At 43.1% G+C, this 13,845-nt stretch carries 14 protein-coding genes and 1 pseudogene; 10 read left to right on the plus strand and 5 right to left on the minus strand.

Annotated elements, in window-relative coordinates; translation table 11 throughout:
• Positions 1-164: pseudogene (locus DRB05_RS02175) on the minus strand (transposase); the annotation flags it as partial.
• A 321-nt stretch (positions 165-485) separates the two neighbouring features.
• Between DRB05_RS02175 and DRB05_RS02180 the strand changes: the two are divergent.
• The 9 genes from DRB05_RS02180 to DRB05_RS23075 all read left to right on the plus strand — a co-directional run bounded on the left by DRB05_RS02180 (position 486) and on the right by DRB05_RS23075 (position 7,835).
• Complete coding sequence (locus tag DRB05_RS02180; RefSeq protein ID WP_128725485.1) at positions 486-857, plus strand: nuclear transport factor 2 family protein; 372 nt, start codon at positions 486-488, stop codon at positions 855-857.
• Positions 858-1,056: 199 nt separating this feature from the next.
• Complete coding sequence (locus DRB05_RS02185; RefSeq protein ID WP_128725486.1) at positions 1,057-1,650, plus strand: Crp/Fnr family transcriptional regulator; 594 nt, start codon at positions 1,057-1,059, stop codon at positions 1,648-1,650.
• Positions 1,651-1,821: 171 nt separating this feature from the next.
• Complete coding sequence (locus DRB05_RS02190; protein WP_128725487.1) at positions 1,822-2,253, plus strand: hydrogenase; 432 nt, start codon at positions 1,822-1,824, stop codon at positions 2,251-2,253.
• A 303-nt stretch (positions 2,254-2,556) separates the two neighbouring features.
• Entirely contained in the window at positions 2,557-2,934 is a 378-nt protein-coding gene (locus DRB05_RS02195; RefSeq protein ID WP_128725488.1) for a MerC domain-containing protein, read from the plus strand.
• Between the two features lie 23 nt (positions 2,935-2,957).
• Positions 2,958-3,596 (plus strand): DUF1826 domain-containing protein, encoded by a 639-nt coding sequence (locus DRB05_RS02200; RefSeq protein WP_128725489.1) that lies wholly within the window; start codon positions 2,958-2,960, stop codon positions 3,594-3,596.
• Positions 3,597-3,608: 12 nt separating this feature from the next.
• Positions 3,609-4,544: an endonuclease/exonuclease/phosphatase family protein gene (locus tag DRB05_RS02205; protein WP_128725490.1), complete on the plus strand. Its 936-nt coding sequence runs from the start codon at positions 3,609-3,611 to the stop codon at positions 4,542-4,544.
• Positions 4,545-4,749: 205 nt separating this feature from the next.
• Positions 4,750-6,723, plus strand: coding sequence for a DUF2207 domain-containing protein (locus DRB05_RS02210; protein ID WP_128725491.1), 1,974 nt, complete (start codon positions 4,750-4,752; stop codon positions 6,721-6,723).
• Between the two features lie 71 nt (positions 6,724-6,794).
• On the plus strand, positions 6,795-7,703 hold the full coding sequence (locus tag DRB05_RS02215) for a DUF808 family protein (RefSeq protein ID WP_128725492.1): 909 nt from the start codon (positions 6,795-6,797) through the stop codon (positions 7,701-7,703).
• Between the two features lie 9 nt (positions 7,704-7,712).
• Positions 7,713-7,835 carry a hypothetical protein gene (locus DRB05_RS23075; RefSeq protein ID WP_275669070.1) on the plus strand — a complete coding sequence of 41 codons (123 nt, stop codon included), beginning with the start codon at positions 7,713-7,715 and terminating at the stop codon, positions 7,833-7,835.
• Between the two features lie 131 nt (positions 7,836-7,966).
• On the opposite strand, the gene DRB05_RS02225 is transcribed toward DRB05_RS23075, so the two are convergent.
• Both DRB05_RS02225 and DRB05_RS02230 read right to left on the minus strand, forming a co-directional pair.
• Positions 7,967-9,142: an alpha/beta hydrolase-fold protein gene (locus DRB05_RS02225; RefSeq protein WP_128725493.1), complete on the minus strand. Its 1,176-nt coding sequence runs from the start codon at positions 9,140-9,142 to the stop codon at positions 7,967-7,969.
• A 112-nt stretch (positions 9,143-9,254) separates the two neighbouring features.
• On the minus strand, positions 9,255-10,088 hold the full coding sequence (locus DRB05_RS02230) for a DUF2306 domain-containing protein (protein ID WP_128725494.1): 834 nt from the start codon (positions 10,086-10,088) through the stop codon (positions 9,255-9,257).
• A gap of 176 nt (positions 10,089-10,264) precedes the next feature.
• Here DRB05_RS02230 and DRB05_RS02235 point away from each other — a divergent pair, with 176 nt between their 5' ends.
• Positions 10,265-11,380, plus strand: coding sequence for an AraC family transcriptional regulator (locus DRB05_RS02235; protein ID WP_239966197.1), 1,116 nt, complete (start codon positions 10,265-10,267; stop codon positions 11,378-11,380).
• Here DRB05_RS02235 and DRB05_RS02240 read toward each other — a convergent pair.
• Together DRB05_RS02240 and DRB05_RS02245 are read right to left on the minus strand one after the other, a co-directional pair.
• Complete coding sequence (locus DRB05_RS02240) at positions 11,377-12,315, minus strand: hypothetical protein (protein WP_240036190.1); 939 nt, start codon at positions 12,313-12,315, stop codon at positions 11,377-11,379. The two genes, DRB05_RS02235 and DRB05_RS02240, sit on opposite strands and share 4 nt — an antisense overlap.
• 88 nt (positions 12,316-12,403) lie before the next feature.
• Entirely contained in the window at positions 12,404-13,753 is a 1,350-nt protein-coding gene (locus DRB05_RS02245) for an MFS transporter (protein ID WP_128725496.1), read from the minus strand.
• Positions 13,754-13,845 lie beyond the last annotated feature (92 nt).

The following is a 13,845-nucleotide window of genomic DNA, read 5'->3' on the forward strand; positions in this document are numbered from 1 at the left end:
CCCAGCATCAGGAGCTTTTCTTCAACCCAATCCCGGCGGTGCTCGTATGATTTTCCAGAAAATTTATCTTCACCGCATAAAAAGGCGCGCCTTACGCAACGGGAGATACAGTGATAATATTTGGTGTCGGTTAAACTGATTTGTCTTTTACGGGCAGTAGCCATAGTTTAGTTTCCTCAATCCTTTGAGTGTAGATTCAAAGCTTAGGCGGTATCTTAGGAAGGTGCAAATTAGCGGTGGGTGTCTGGTTTAAATTGTGATACGGGCAGTAGCCATAGTTTGGTTTCCTCAATCCTTTGAGTGCAGAATTAAAGCTTAGGCGGTATCTTAGGAAGGTGCAAATTAGTAGTGGGTGTCAGCTATTTATTCATTAGGAAGGTGCAAATTAGTAGTGGGTGTCAGCTATTTATTCATCTTAGGAAGGTGCAAATTAGTAGTGGGTGTCAGCTATTTATTCATTTAGATTTCGAGAGAAGTATTTGAACATGGAAGAAATAAGAAAGATTAGAGAAGCGTGGCTACAAGCCTATTTGGATGGTAACACAGTTACACTTGAGCAAATTGAGTCTGAGAATTTTTCTATTGTATCTGGGCAAGGTGTTGAATCTAACCCGGCTAGGCTCAAAAATATCGCGGCTCGCAAATTAAACGGGAAATGGTTTGGACCCTTTACCAGTTTTCAGAACTCCCAAATGGAGTATCAACAGTTGGGTCCAGTTACAACTGTAACTGGTTTTTGCCAAATTATAGGTAAAGATAGGATAATTCGCTCGAGCTACATTTCCGAAGTGTGGCAAAAAATAAACGGCAAGTGGCGAATCATCCTAGCGCATGCTTCGGCGAAAAATGAGATTTAACAAATTGTACATGCCTATTTCAGCTAGAAAGAATCAAGTACAAAACAAGTGACACCCTCACTATTAATATCAAAGCTGAGGAAGTGAAGTAAAAAAGTATAAAAATACTTCAATTGGGCTTTGTGCGTTACTCACAAATTATGACTAACTATTTTTGCCGTTAATTTTGGCCTAATTAACAAAAAATAACTGTAGTTCTATGAAATATTTTAGAAAAATGATTGAGCATTATATTCCTGTCAATGATGATGAATGGGATTATGCTTGCGGAATATTTGACATTAAACACGTAAAAAAAGGAACAACGGTACATCATGCAGGTGAGGTGTTTAATGAGATATGGTTTATTAAAAGTGGTTTAGCCAGATCATATTTAAGTGATATGAATGGCAAAGATCATACTTGGCAGCTCTATTTTCGTGGCAAAAGTAAGCATGGTTTAAATCATTTTATGGACGATAGCGTAAGCTTTTATGAAAAAACAGGATCAATGCTTAATTTTGAAATTCTTGAAGATTCGGTTTTTTATGTAGCGCCTCTGGAAGCACTTGATAAGCTTTTATCGCAAGATAAAAAATGGGAGGTATTAGCACGGACATGGATACATAACACCTATTATTCTGCAACATACAAACGTGTCCTTTCTCTCATGTCTGAGACTGCTGCACAGAGATATGCTCGTTTACTCGATGAATACCCTTATATATTTAAGCAAGTTAAGTCTTATCATGTGGCATCTTATCTGGGTGTCGCTCCCCAAACATTGAGTAAATTAAAAAATGAATCTAGGTGAATGAACTTTAGTACTTCGTTGTTTACCATGCTTTTTTCAACGGAGATTAATAATGAATATCGCTCATAAATTTAGAAGCCATCAGGAACAAAACTCATCGCTTTACATTGATAACTTCAGTAATGTAAGTGGCGTCGCCAAACTAAGTGCTATACATGCATGGAGCACATCATGATAGAACTGACACAGATAGGCGCTCGACTCATCTTTATTGGAATGGCTTTTTTTCTTGCCGGTTTAATGCAAGGTGCGTTGATACCAGTGGTTAAAAATTCCCGAATGGCGCTTTCCGCTCACTTAACTGCTGTTCAATGTGGAATGGCTCTCGCGATCTTTGGTGTTATCTGGTCGTTGGTCGAGCTGCCTTTATCTTTAGAACTATTTGTGGCTTATGGCTCGGCCTTGGGATTTACCCTTATTTGGCTGGGAATAACTTTGGCATCTGTAACAGGTGCAAGTATAGCACTTCCAATCGCTGGAGCTGGATTTTCATCAACTGTCACTGCAGAATTAACCGTTAAGATTATGGTGCGTTCTGGGTCATTATTATCACTAATTGCCTGTACCTTCTTGGCTTTTGGGTTACTGCCAATACTGCGGTAGTCGCAATTAATGCATAAAGAGGTCATCTAACTTGCCTCGCTTTTTGGGCTTTGTGTAAGCACTCGCTTAGCCTAAAAAGCGACTAGCGCGGCAATAGTTAAGTTTTGTATCTGGCACTTCCTGTACTTTTCTGTCTCTGAAGATAAAACTTAACGTCACTACCATCTTTCAAACACTCGCAGTTATGCGCTTTTTAGAGACGGCGCGGCGGCCTTTTATTTTTACAGCTTTTAATGTTTCACTCTTCTTTGTTTGGTATGTTATATTGTATCAAGTTGATGTAGGCATGACGAAGGAGAAAGCGTGAGCGCAAAAGTGCAGTCGTTTGGAGACAAGGCAGCAATTGGGTTATCTATGTTGTGTATAGTCCATTGTTTAATATTACCTTTTTTATTAATTGTACTTCCTCCCTTTGCGGGCCTATTAGCGCTATCTGATGAGGTATTTCATCAGTGGTTACTAATAGCCGTTATACCCATTAGTATATTCGCTCTCGGGTTTGGCTATGTGCGGCATAAGTCGTGTCTTGTCGTGAGTTTAGGGCTCGTGGGCTGCACACTCTTGGTGTTAGCAACTTTTTTGGGTGAACAAGGTGGAGAAACCTTGTTCACAGTGCTTGGCTCTATGCTCATCTCCTACGCTCATCTTCGAAACTATGCGCTGCGTCGCAATTTTCACTAAATAAAACCCTATTTGGAGTTACTATGAATAGCCTTATGCCTATGGAGCCGTTGTTTGACGTGGACTCTTTGCATCATCAGCAGTCAGAGCATGCCACCGTGTTAACCAAGATTTATGAGCCCAACACCAATATTGTGATTTGGCAACATGCATTATCATCTGCTTTGAAAGCAGAGTTTGGGCGCTACTTAGAAACAGCAAAAGAGCTAGAATTAGCCCTACAAATTGCGACTAGCAAGATCACTTGCGAAGTTAGTGAGCCATTAAAGCATTTGAATTTTAGCGATACGATGGTGGCGCATATTATTGAAATTGTGGATATGTTTAGCTGCTTATTTGAGCTTCGCGTCGTTGGCTTACGGTTAAAAACGCTCGAGACTGCAATGTGCCCGAAATTTCATGTTGATAAAGTGCCAGTACGACTGGTGACTACACTCGCAGGCGCTGGCAGCGAGTGGCTTAGAAACCAGCATGTATCAAGGGATGGCAACAAACTGACTATTTCTCCTGAAGCAGACGCAATATCGCTTGCCTGTGGGGATGTGGCATTATTAAAAGGTGAGCGTTGGGACGGTAATGAAGGCCGTGGCTTAGTGCATCGCTCACCAGCAGTAGTTACAGGGGAAAAGCGATTACTACTGACTTTAGATTTTATCGCCTAGATTGGATTCATTATGACAACAAAATTAACAGCATTTGTATTTAGCACTATTTTTGGCCTTTCGCTATTGGGATGCCAGTCAGAGCCTTCAAATATCGGTATCTCTAAGGTGAGCAGCCAAGCAATCGCCGCACCGCTTAAAATTGCGACTTGGAACATGGAGCATTTAGCATATCCATCGAGCGTAGGGTGTAGGCCTCGTGACGAGCAGGAGATAAGCGCATTGCGCGATTATGCAAAAGGGCTTAATGCTGATGTTATTGCGCTGCAAGAGGTCGCATCGGTTAAAGCGCTGGAGCAGGTCTTTCCAAGCAGTGAATGGCAATTACTGATTTCAAGTCGAGCAGATAGCGCGACGTATGATTGTAGAGATAGTGGCAACCTGTCCACACAACAGAAAACCGCGTTTGCGATTAGAAATAACCTTGTCCCAAGCAAAGTGGATAACGTGAGCGAACTTAGCGTGAATGTTGAAGGGCTACGACATGGCCTAGTTGTGACCTTAGATACTCAGTTTGGTGAGCTTTCAGTGCTTAATGTTCACCTTAAAAGCGGTTGTTTTGTTGATAACTACTCGACTTCGGATAAAAAAGCTTGTCGATTGCTGGCAGAGCAATTACCAGTACTTAAGTCTTGGTTGGAGAAACGCGCAAATAGCAACACCATTGTGTTGGGCGACTTCAATCATCGTTTAAGTCATGGCGACAATCAATTTTGGCAGCAGTTAACCAAGCACCAAAATAATGCTTCTGCACCTTTGGTAAACGCAACTAAAACACTGACAGGTTGTCACCCACGTTACCCAGTTCCGATTGACCATATATTGCTAAGCAACAAGCTTGCAAACACGGTAAAATTTGACCCCAGCGTACATTTTTTTGCGGATATGTCTGAAGAGAGAATGCTCAGCGATCACTGCGCTATTCCGGTGTCAATTACTGTGCGCTAAGGCGGTTGTTAGTTGCACTAAAAGGGAGTGCGTATAGCCAAAAAGCCAATCGGTGATGTGCAAATATTATCTAGGTCTACTCGCCAAAAGCGGCTCCTTTAATGGTGACTTTAGTGTTGAAATTAGACCTTATTTGCTTTAGTCTGCTGCGCAAATTGAGCTGAGTTACATAGACTTAGCGCTGCGCATTCAAAGGATTTGAACAATGACTAAACGCTTTTGGTTTACCACGCTTTATGGTGTATTGCTGGCAATCATTTTATTGCTCGTGAGTGCGCCTTCCCTGGCTTATTTAAAATTTAAAGATGCGTCAGTAGCGGATCCTCACTTCTCTCAGCTACAAGTTAATCTCGATATTAATAAATCTGGTGCACTTCAAGTTACTCAGCAAGGCATATTGCAAGGGGGAAACTTCGATTGGCAGGGACTCGAGCAAACAATTGAGCTGGATGTGAGATATCCAGATGGTACACACTATCTGAGCGATATCAGCATTGACTCAGTAAAAATCGACGAGCAAGAAGTGCGTTATGCACTGAAGTATAACTACGATAGAAGTGCAGTAACGCTCGTAATAAGCAAAGAGCAGCTTCCAAAGCAAGGGCAAGCTCAGCAATTTGAAGTGCGATATCAATCAAAAAACCGGATGCGATTTTATCCGGCATTGGACGAATTGACGTATGCACTCTTTCCTAATGTTAATCTGAAAATTAAAAAGCTTACTGTCTCCATTTTCTACCCTCAAACTGCGACGCTCAAGGAACACCAATTGTTTGTCGATCATCTAAACAATGATGCGTTTTTGATACGCGATGGAATAGTTAATGGACGTAATCAGCTCCTATTCGAGAGTCAATCTGAGATCGCAGATAAAGCACAGGGAGAAATCGCACTCGCGTTTGAAAAAGGTGTATTTAAGGATAATTACCTTTACCGCAAAGTATGGTATCCGTTTAGAGTGTTATTTATTGCTTTGCCGTTTTTAATATTATTTGCATTGGCTGTGTGGCAAACGCGCAAGCGCCTCCATGCATTGCCAAAACTTGCCGATGCGCTTCCTTGTTCCACTCAACCACCAGATTTACCGATTTGCTTGGTAAGAGAGCTGGTTTCTGCAAATATCGAACGCATGCTAACAGCAAAAGACGCGTTAGCTGAGGTGTTAAAGCTTGCAGTGGCGAAACAGTTAACGATTAGCGAACGGGGTAAAAACAATGATGAATTTAGTAATGTTGACCCAAAAAAGCTGCACCAAATTCAGTTAAACCCCGAAGCGCCGAGTGAGTCAGAGGTGGTTGGGTTAAGTGGTAAGCTGCAACGTTACTTTTATCAACAGCAAGACGTGCAAAACTCGAGTGGAAAACGCAAGCGAAAACGAGTGATAAAAAACCGTTTTGTTATTAACAAAGGAAACGAGGGGAGGACGTCTTTCACAGAAATAATATGCCATTATGTGAATAATGCCGAAGTGGGAAAAGCGCAGCATAATGTAAACTTTCTTGCTTTTATTGTGCCTATTTTACTTTGGTTAGGTGCTTCTTTTGTTGTGATTGGACTTGGTGCTGGCAATGAGTGGCAAGTGTTTACGGGTAGTTTAATTGTAGCTTTATTATGCACTTCACTGTTGTTAATCGCGGTGGTTATTGTAGAGATGTTCATAGAACATCGCAACGAAGATAAAAAGAGCCGAGAAATGTGGCTTGTACGCGCGTTAATTTATATTCCTACCTATTTATTCTTATTATGGATGTGTGTTGATGGTGATGATGAGCTGGTGAATGGTACCAGTGTGGTTTTTCACTTCTTTTACCTAGGTTTTATTGCGGCTTTCTTTTCATTTATCGGGCCTTCCAAGCAATTTAAAGCTTGGGTATTGCAGTCTCAGCAATTTTATCAATACATTAAACTAAAGAGTCAGCACTGCTTTGCTGAAGGAGTCGAAAAGGCGGAGTACGAAGCATTGTTACCTTATGCGTATGCATTTGGTTTGTTGAATGAATGGATAAAAGGGTATGAGGCTTATCTAACTACAGAGCAGGACGACACTACGCCTTTGATCCCTTGGATACGATATAAAAAAATTACCGAGCCGAGAGAATTAAAACAACATTTAAGTTGTCTTGAAGCAGTCATGCCTTCAATATCATGTTTGGCCTATGATAAAAATATTGTGTATTAGGGCCTGTTGCTAACGTAAACAGTTAGTTGACAACCGCACTTGATGAACAACTTAAACGAAAGGAGTGTGCTATGCCATCTGCAAACTTACTTGCCTTGCTCGATGATGTCGCTGCGCTAACAAAATTAGCTGCAACTAAAACCGCGCCGGTGTTAGGAGACGATCTTGCCGTCAACGCAGAGCAGCTATCGGGTGGGATCAAACCAGATCGGGAGCTTGCTGTGGTATGGAAGGTGTTTAAAGGTTCCTTGCTGAATAAGTTTATCTTAGTGCCCGTTGCTTTGGCTTGCAGTTACTTTGCGCCGTTTATGATCCCCATTATGCTAATTTTAGGGGCGCTGTACTTGCTGTTTGAGGGGGGTGAAAAAATTCTCCACGCTATTTTTCACCGTCAGGAGCAACAGCAAGAAACCGATGAGTTTGTCAAAGCGCTTGAGGATGAGCGTATTGACTTAGTCGAGTTTGAAAAAGACAAAATCAAGGGCGCTATCGTTACCGACTTTGTTCTATCGGCGGAAATTATCATCATTGCGCTGGGGGCGATTGCTGATCAGCCTTTCGAAAAGCAAGCAATAGTCCTTTCGTTAATAGGGCTTGCGCTGACCGTTGGAGTTTACGGAATTGTGGCTTTGATTGTGAAGCTTGATGATATTGGTTTAGCCATGATTAAGGACGTAGGTAAGACTACACTTGCGGCGATAAAACGTGGAGTGGGTAAGGGGCTGCTTTATTTTGCCAACGGTCTGATGAAGTTTTTGTCAGTCGCCGGTGTGTTGGCAATGCTTTTAGTTGGCGTTGATATTTTGGCTCACCAGTTCCACTTACTTGAAGAAATTGTTCACGCTATTGAAAAGCTGCTCCCTGCAATGAGCTGGCTTTTGAGTATTATCGCCAAGCTTGGATTGGGTGCGGTGATTGGAGTCATTATTGCGGCGGTGCTAAGTCAGTTGCTGGCAGTGTTTAAAAAGGCACAAGGTTGAAGGGAGTGTTTGTTTTTTCCAAAAGCATTCACAAAAAGCCTAGCCAATATTCAAGGCAAACCTAAGTATATTTACCTCGCCATCGGTGGTGCTGAGAATGACATCACTATGGATCATGTCACGGTTTATTAAATGCACTTGAACCGTGTGCTACTGCTAATGTGTTGGCGGCACAACATTAGTGAGGGCACGGTGTATTCACAAAACCCTGTGGTTTCCGTGCCACTTGCGTTGAGTGAATATCACCACTTTAGAAAAATCAGTTAATGTAAATGCTGCAATGCTTTGATTTCTGAGAGCAAATGTTTTTGTTCGCTTTCACTTAGCCCTTTAAGTTTAAGCATGGCTTGGTAGGTCTTTAATAGCGATGGCTTATCTCCTTTTTGCTGATAAGCCATCGCCAATTGCTGCAGTGCATTGAGGGATTCTGAGTTGTGTTGGCTCACAAAGCTAAACAGGTTGATGGCCGCAGTGAAGTTACGTTCGAATAGGGCGGCATACCCTTGCGAAGTCAGTGCGTCGTAGGGGTAAGCCTTTAGTCCATATAGTGACTTAGCGATGGCGACATGACTTTCCAGCTGAGTGACACCGGCAGCAGCTACCTTCAAGGATGGTTGGTAATGGTTAAATAGGTGCTGCAGACCATGATAATAGCTCGGGTAGACGACGCTCGTATGGCTTTCGCCGCTAAAGTGCTGCGCTTTGAAGTCAATTCCATTTGGCTTTCGCCAAGCATCATTAAGACGTTGAAATGGCTGCGTTATGATTGTGCTTTCGTCTGCCATGCTGATGTAGATACACTTGTTGATTAACGCTTTTGCCAGTAAGTCATTTAATAATCGCTCTTTATCCCACCAAAGGCTTGGACTTGCCAACATCACACCATTAAATAAATCGGGTTTTTCAAGTAGTGCATAGGTTGCAAATAGCCCACCGAATGAGTGTCCTGCTAACGCGCGATAGCCTGATGTTCGATAATGTTTGTCTACGTAAGGGATGAGTTCTTTGTCGATAAATTGCAGTAGCATTTCTGCACCGCCCGGATTTTGCTGCCGTGTTGGACCTGCGAAATGTCCCAGTACCGCAAGGCTGCCTTTGCGATAAGACGGGGTCAGATCTCGAGTGCGGTGTTCGTTGGTTTCGATAGCAACAATGATAAGTTCCGGTATTTTATGTTGTTGTGCCAAGAAACGAGCCGCTGAAGCGGTATGTTCAAGATTGCTCTGACCATCAGTTAGATATAACACTGGATAGCTTGTATTGCCTTGCTCATAGCTTGGTGGTAGGACGATATGAACCGTTCTTTTTTGCGAAAAATAAGCGGACGAAAGCTGCAGTGTCGAGTTCGCATCTGCTGAGTTATTAGCAACAGCGCTACCAAATGACAGCAATATAAAAATAGCCACGATAACAATGTGAGTAACTAACCTAGTTTGCATAACCGCTCGTTCCTTGCTTAAAAATCATCGCTAATTTAACACGAGTCAAAACGACAAGGAACGGGTTATATAGCAGCGCTGGGGAATTATTTGTAACTGATTAAACCGTAATTTAACTAAAAAAGACGGCTGAAATGCGTGGCCACCACATCATGATAGCGGCCGCACAGACGCCAATCGCGGTGATCACAAAACCTAGGCTCATCATCACCGCGATTACCCACACCGGTGCGCTGGCTTTGGTTTGGCGTTTTGCCCAAAAGTAGAGTTCTGCGAGTGCCATTGGTAGCAGATAGCAGGCAAACGAAATAAATATATCGACAGGGCCATCTAAGGTTGCGGTATTGCCATTGAAGCCTTGGTTGACCATGTACCAACCAAACAAATAAAGACGAAACGTCCACACCCCATTCACCAAGAAAAAACTATGCGCGGCATAACGTTGATGTGCGGCGATATTTTTTTGTATGGCGGCGCGCCAAGCAAAAAATATCGCAATGGGAATTAATATACCGTTGAGTGTGATCCCAATGGCACCAACATCGCTTAGCCTAAGATCGGTTACCCAAGTGAGATATAACCCGGTGAGTGCGCCCGAAATACCGAGAATAAAAAATACTCTTCCGTTGTAACGATGGAAGCGTGGAAAGCGTTTTCGCACCGTAGGAATAAGCTGTAATAAGCCGCTGGTGGCCAAAATCACAGCGGGTAAAACGTGGCTAAAAAATACCTTGGCATCTTTTGTGTGCCCACTCGCTGGTGAAGCAGCCGCACTTTGCTCTGTGAGCCCCGCGATAAGCGGGATGGCATATAGGCCTAAGATATAAACAGCAAACATCCATTGCCCGAGCAATGCGACACATACCCAGCTCTTCACGGCACCACTCAGTACGCTAAAGGGATTAAAGGACACCCTTGTTGAATTGGTTAGATTGAGGGAAGACAAAATACTTATCCTTATAAATCAATAAACTTGATATATAAAATGACAAGGTTTTACTATCTCGTCGCTTTGATTTTGAAAATCAAAGCAAAGAAAGTAGGCCGAATTTTAAAAATGGTGGTGTTAAGTTTACTTACAAAGTTAATTTGAATGCTTTTGGTGTGGCTGTTAGAGTTTCTGTGTCTATCAATATTCCTTCAATCACCATGACTATTGAAAACTACTACCTACTTCTGCTTAGCCTATGTTGTACTTTGGTTATTGCTCAGCTCTTTGTAAAAGAGAAAAAAGCAGCACATTTACTCTTTGCTTTAGTGTGCGGCTCGATAGCATTGGCCACGACCAAAAAACTGACTCAGGACTCCTTAAATGGATATCAGTATTTAATTGGCATGGGTGCTTGTGTGACCTGTAATGGGTTTTGGTTGCTTGCTCGGGCATTATTTAGAGAAAAATATGCCATTTTAAAAAGACATATTGTATTTGCAATTGCCATTGCTGCCTTAGTCGTGTGGCGACAGGGCTATTTATTTATCGACAGCCAATTACACATGAATGCTAGCGGATTTGTGGAGTGGCTTAACATTGCGACGTATGAGCTTACCCTATTGTTGTCATCTAGTGTACTCATGCTGGCATTTTGGGAAGGATGTAGAGGGTTCTCGCAGTCTCAAGGGCAAGAAAAAGCACAACGGGTGCTATTCTTGTCTGCTTATTTTATTTGCGTCGCAGGCACCAAATTAGTCGAAAATCGCTTTGCCGATAATCGTGAGGTTCAAGAATGGGCAGTGACAAGCGCAGCCATCCTCATTATATTGACGGCGCAAGTGTTACTGTATTGGCGATTTTCGTCTCAACGAACAATAACATCTGTTAGGTGCGTTGAATCAAATGGAACAACACAAACTGAGGATGATATTGCACTCCAGCAGAAGGTGGAACACTTTCTTATCGATCAAAAAGGCTTTCTCAAAGAAGGGTTAAAAGTTGCTGACTTAGCTCAGCAATTTAATGAACCTGAATACAAGATAAGCCGAGTGATACGGCAAAACCTGAAAGCGCGAAATTTTAGCCAATTGGTCAATGAGTTGAGAGTTGAGCATGCCAAGGTGTTGTTACAAGATCCCGCTAAACAGCATTGGCCGGTACTTGTCGTTGGACTGGAAAGTGGTTTTGCGTCGGTTGGGCCATTTACTAGAGCATTTAAAATAGCCACGGGGACCACGCCAAATCAATTTAGAAAGCAAAATAGCGAAACGCAAGTGCTACGAAGCACAAGAGTAAGTGGCAATTAATCTCGCTTAGTCAGTTTGTATCGTAGCTGCTGAATAGGTAGCTCTATCGTCTGTGGGTCAAGCTCCGGTGTAATATCACTGACCGGAAAGACGTTATCTATTTCCACCGTATTCGCGATAGCGTTAGTATCGGCATTGGATAAAAAAGTAAGTTGGGTATAATCACTTGGCTGTAAGTCATACCGAGCCAGCGTTGCCTTTAAATCTATGCTGTATTCGTATGCGGCTAGCAAGCTACCTGCGTTATCATTATATCTACAGATCTGCCACTGGTAGCTATTCTTGTTAAATTCCAGCGCCCAAATACCACCTTTATCTTGGATCATTTGTTGTGGTTGTTGGCATGGCTGGGGTAAGGGCAGTAAACGGCTATGAGACCAAACCCCCTCGTGGTTTTGGCACAATAAGTCGCCCTTACCAAGATCGATAATATGCGAGCTCAAACCATATTGGCAAAACTGGGAGGCGGGAATGAAAAAGGGTGCGATATGCTTGTTAAGCGCGCCAAACGCAATATAGCCCATTAATACCTCAGTATTAGTCATCCAGCCAAGGTAAACATATTCATCATCTTGCCAGTTTGTAGATGCGATTTTCCCCTGTTTAACGGTGTTAGTCAGCGTGAAGCGGTCGCTTTTGCCATTAAATGTACACGTCAAACTGCCTTGGGTCGCGTCGATGTTGCATGATTGCTGAGCGTGCTCCTGTGATAGCCGCTGTATTTTAGAATTTGGCATTTGGCGAGTTAGCGCCGAGGTGAACTTAGCCGCAGCAGACAACTGTCCTGTTTGATCTTGTTTAAAACGACATTTAGGCTGTATCTTCGAGGAATTGAGCACGACATTACCGTCAAGCACTGCAAGCTCACAGCTATTGGCTATGGTACAGGCTATGAGCAACATAACGCCACAAAAGGCAATCCAAGTGTTTTGCAAATCACAATACTCCTCAGCTACATTCTATAAACATAGCTGATAACACCTTGATTAAGCAATCTTTGGCGACTAGTGCTTATCAGTCAGGCTATGGCTGAGTCTTGTTAGTTGTTTCATCCAGTTCCTCGACTTGCTCACTATTTTGCTCATTGTCATCGAGTTCATCGTCGTTATCGCGAGGCGCGTCTTCGTCAACGACAAGAAGTTGCTCGTGCGCCGTTTTTTCCTCGATACGCGGATCCATGGTGGCAGCGAGCGGTGAGCTGGTAATGTCAGAAGTCGCAGCAACATAGTCGCTAGGCTCTGGCTGTTCGGCCTTTTGTCTGGCGTTGATAAAGTGAAGGAGTAAAAACATGACAACGGTTAGCACGCTTAATGAAGCGTATAACGCTTGATGACCAAAGTGGGACATGATCTGTGCAATAGAGGCTGAGCCAACACAGGCACCTCCCCCAAACGCCACCAGCAGCGCAGAAGAAACACCAACACGGTCTTCATCATCAACGCGCGAGTTTGCGAGAGCTGAAGAAAGTGGATACATGGTAAATGCAAATAACCCAAAACCAAAAGTTAGCCAAAGACTGTAGTTTGGGCTCAGTGGCAGCAAAAATATACAAAGAGAAATCAACCCGATAAAAATAGCATTACTGCGCAGTAATATGCTTCTGCGGACTCGGTCGGAGATAACGCCCATTGGCCACTGAGCAAGCAAGCCTGCAAAAATCGTTACCGACATATACATGGCAATTTCTTCGGCATTAAATCCTGATTGGCTGGCAAAAGTCGGGGCAAGGCCATAAAAACTACCGTTAATCACACCGGCAAAACAGACCGCAGTGAGAGATTGGGGCACTTTTTTGAAGTAGGTAAACAAACTGACTTGAATGGGCTTAAGTGGCTTCGGGTGGATCCGCCTCGTCGTTGAAATGGGGATAATTCCAAAGGATAAGGCAACAACAATTAAAAACAGCGGGGCATAGCCAAGCTCTGGAAAGTTAGATAGCGCAAATTGTCCACTTACCATACCGAGGTAGGAGGTGAGCATGTAAAAAGAAAATACCCGCCCTCGCTGCTCAGGTGCCGCTTGTTCATTAAGCCAGCTTTCGAGCACCATAAAGTTACACATCATGCCAAGACCCACCACAAGTCGTAGTCCAAGCCAAAGATAGATATTGTCACTCACCCCATGTATTGCTACGCAGGCCGTCACTGCTGCTGTGCTTGCCGCAAACGCACGAATATGCCCAACGGATTTGATCAGGTGGTAGCCCAATTTGGCACCTAGCAACAAACCCAAGTAATAAAACGAGGTAAGCAAGCCAATCCAAAACGTACTGACGCCGTGCTGGCCTAAATAAAGCGCTAAGTAAGTAGTCAGCAGGCCTGTCCCACCGACTAAGAATAGGTTTGTTAAATAAAGCGAGGGAAAAGATTTCATATCGACCTTGGCATTCATTATGAATTTGCGTGTAACGTTCTAATAGTAGGGGAGAAATAGTTTATTTCCAAGCAAAAAGCTGTTGACTGTTT

Origin of the sequence: Pseudoalteromonas sp. A757 (genome assembly GCF_004103285.1) — a bacterium.
Classification (GTDB): domain Bacteria; phylum Pseudomonadota; class Gammaproteobacteria; order Enterobacterales; family Alteromonadaceae; genus Pseudoalteromonas; species Pseudoalteromonas galatheae.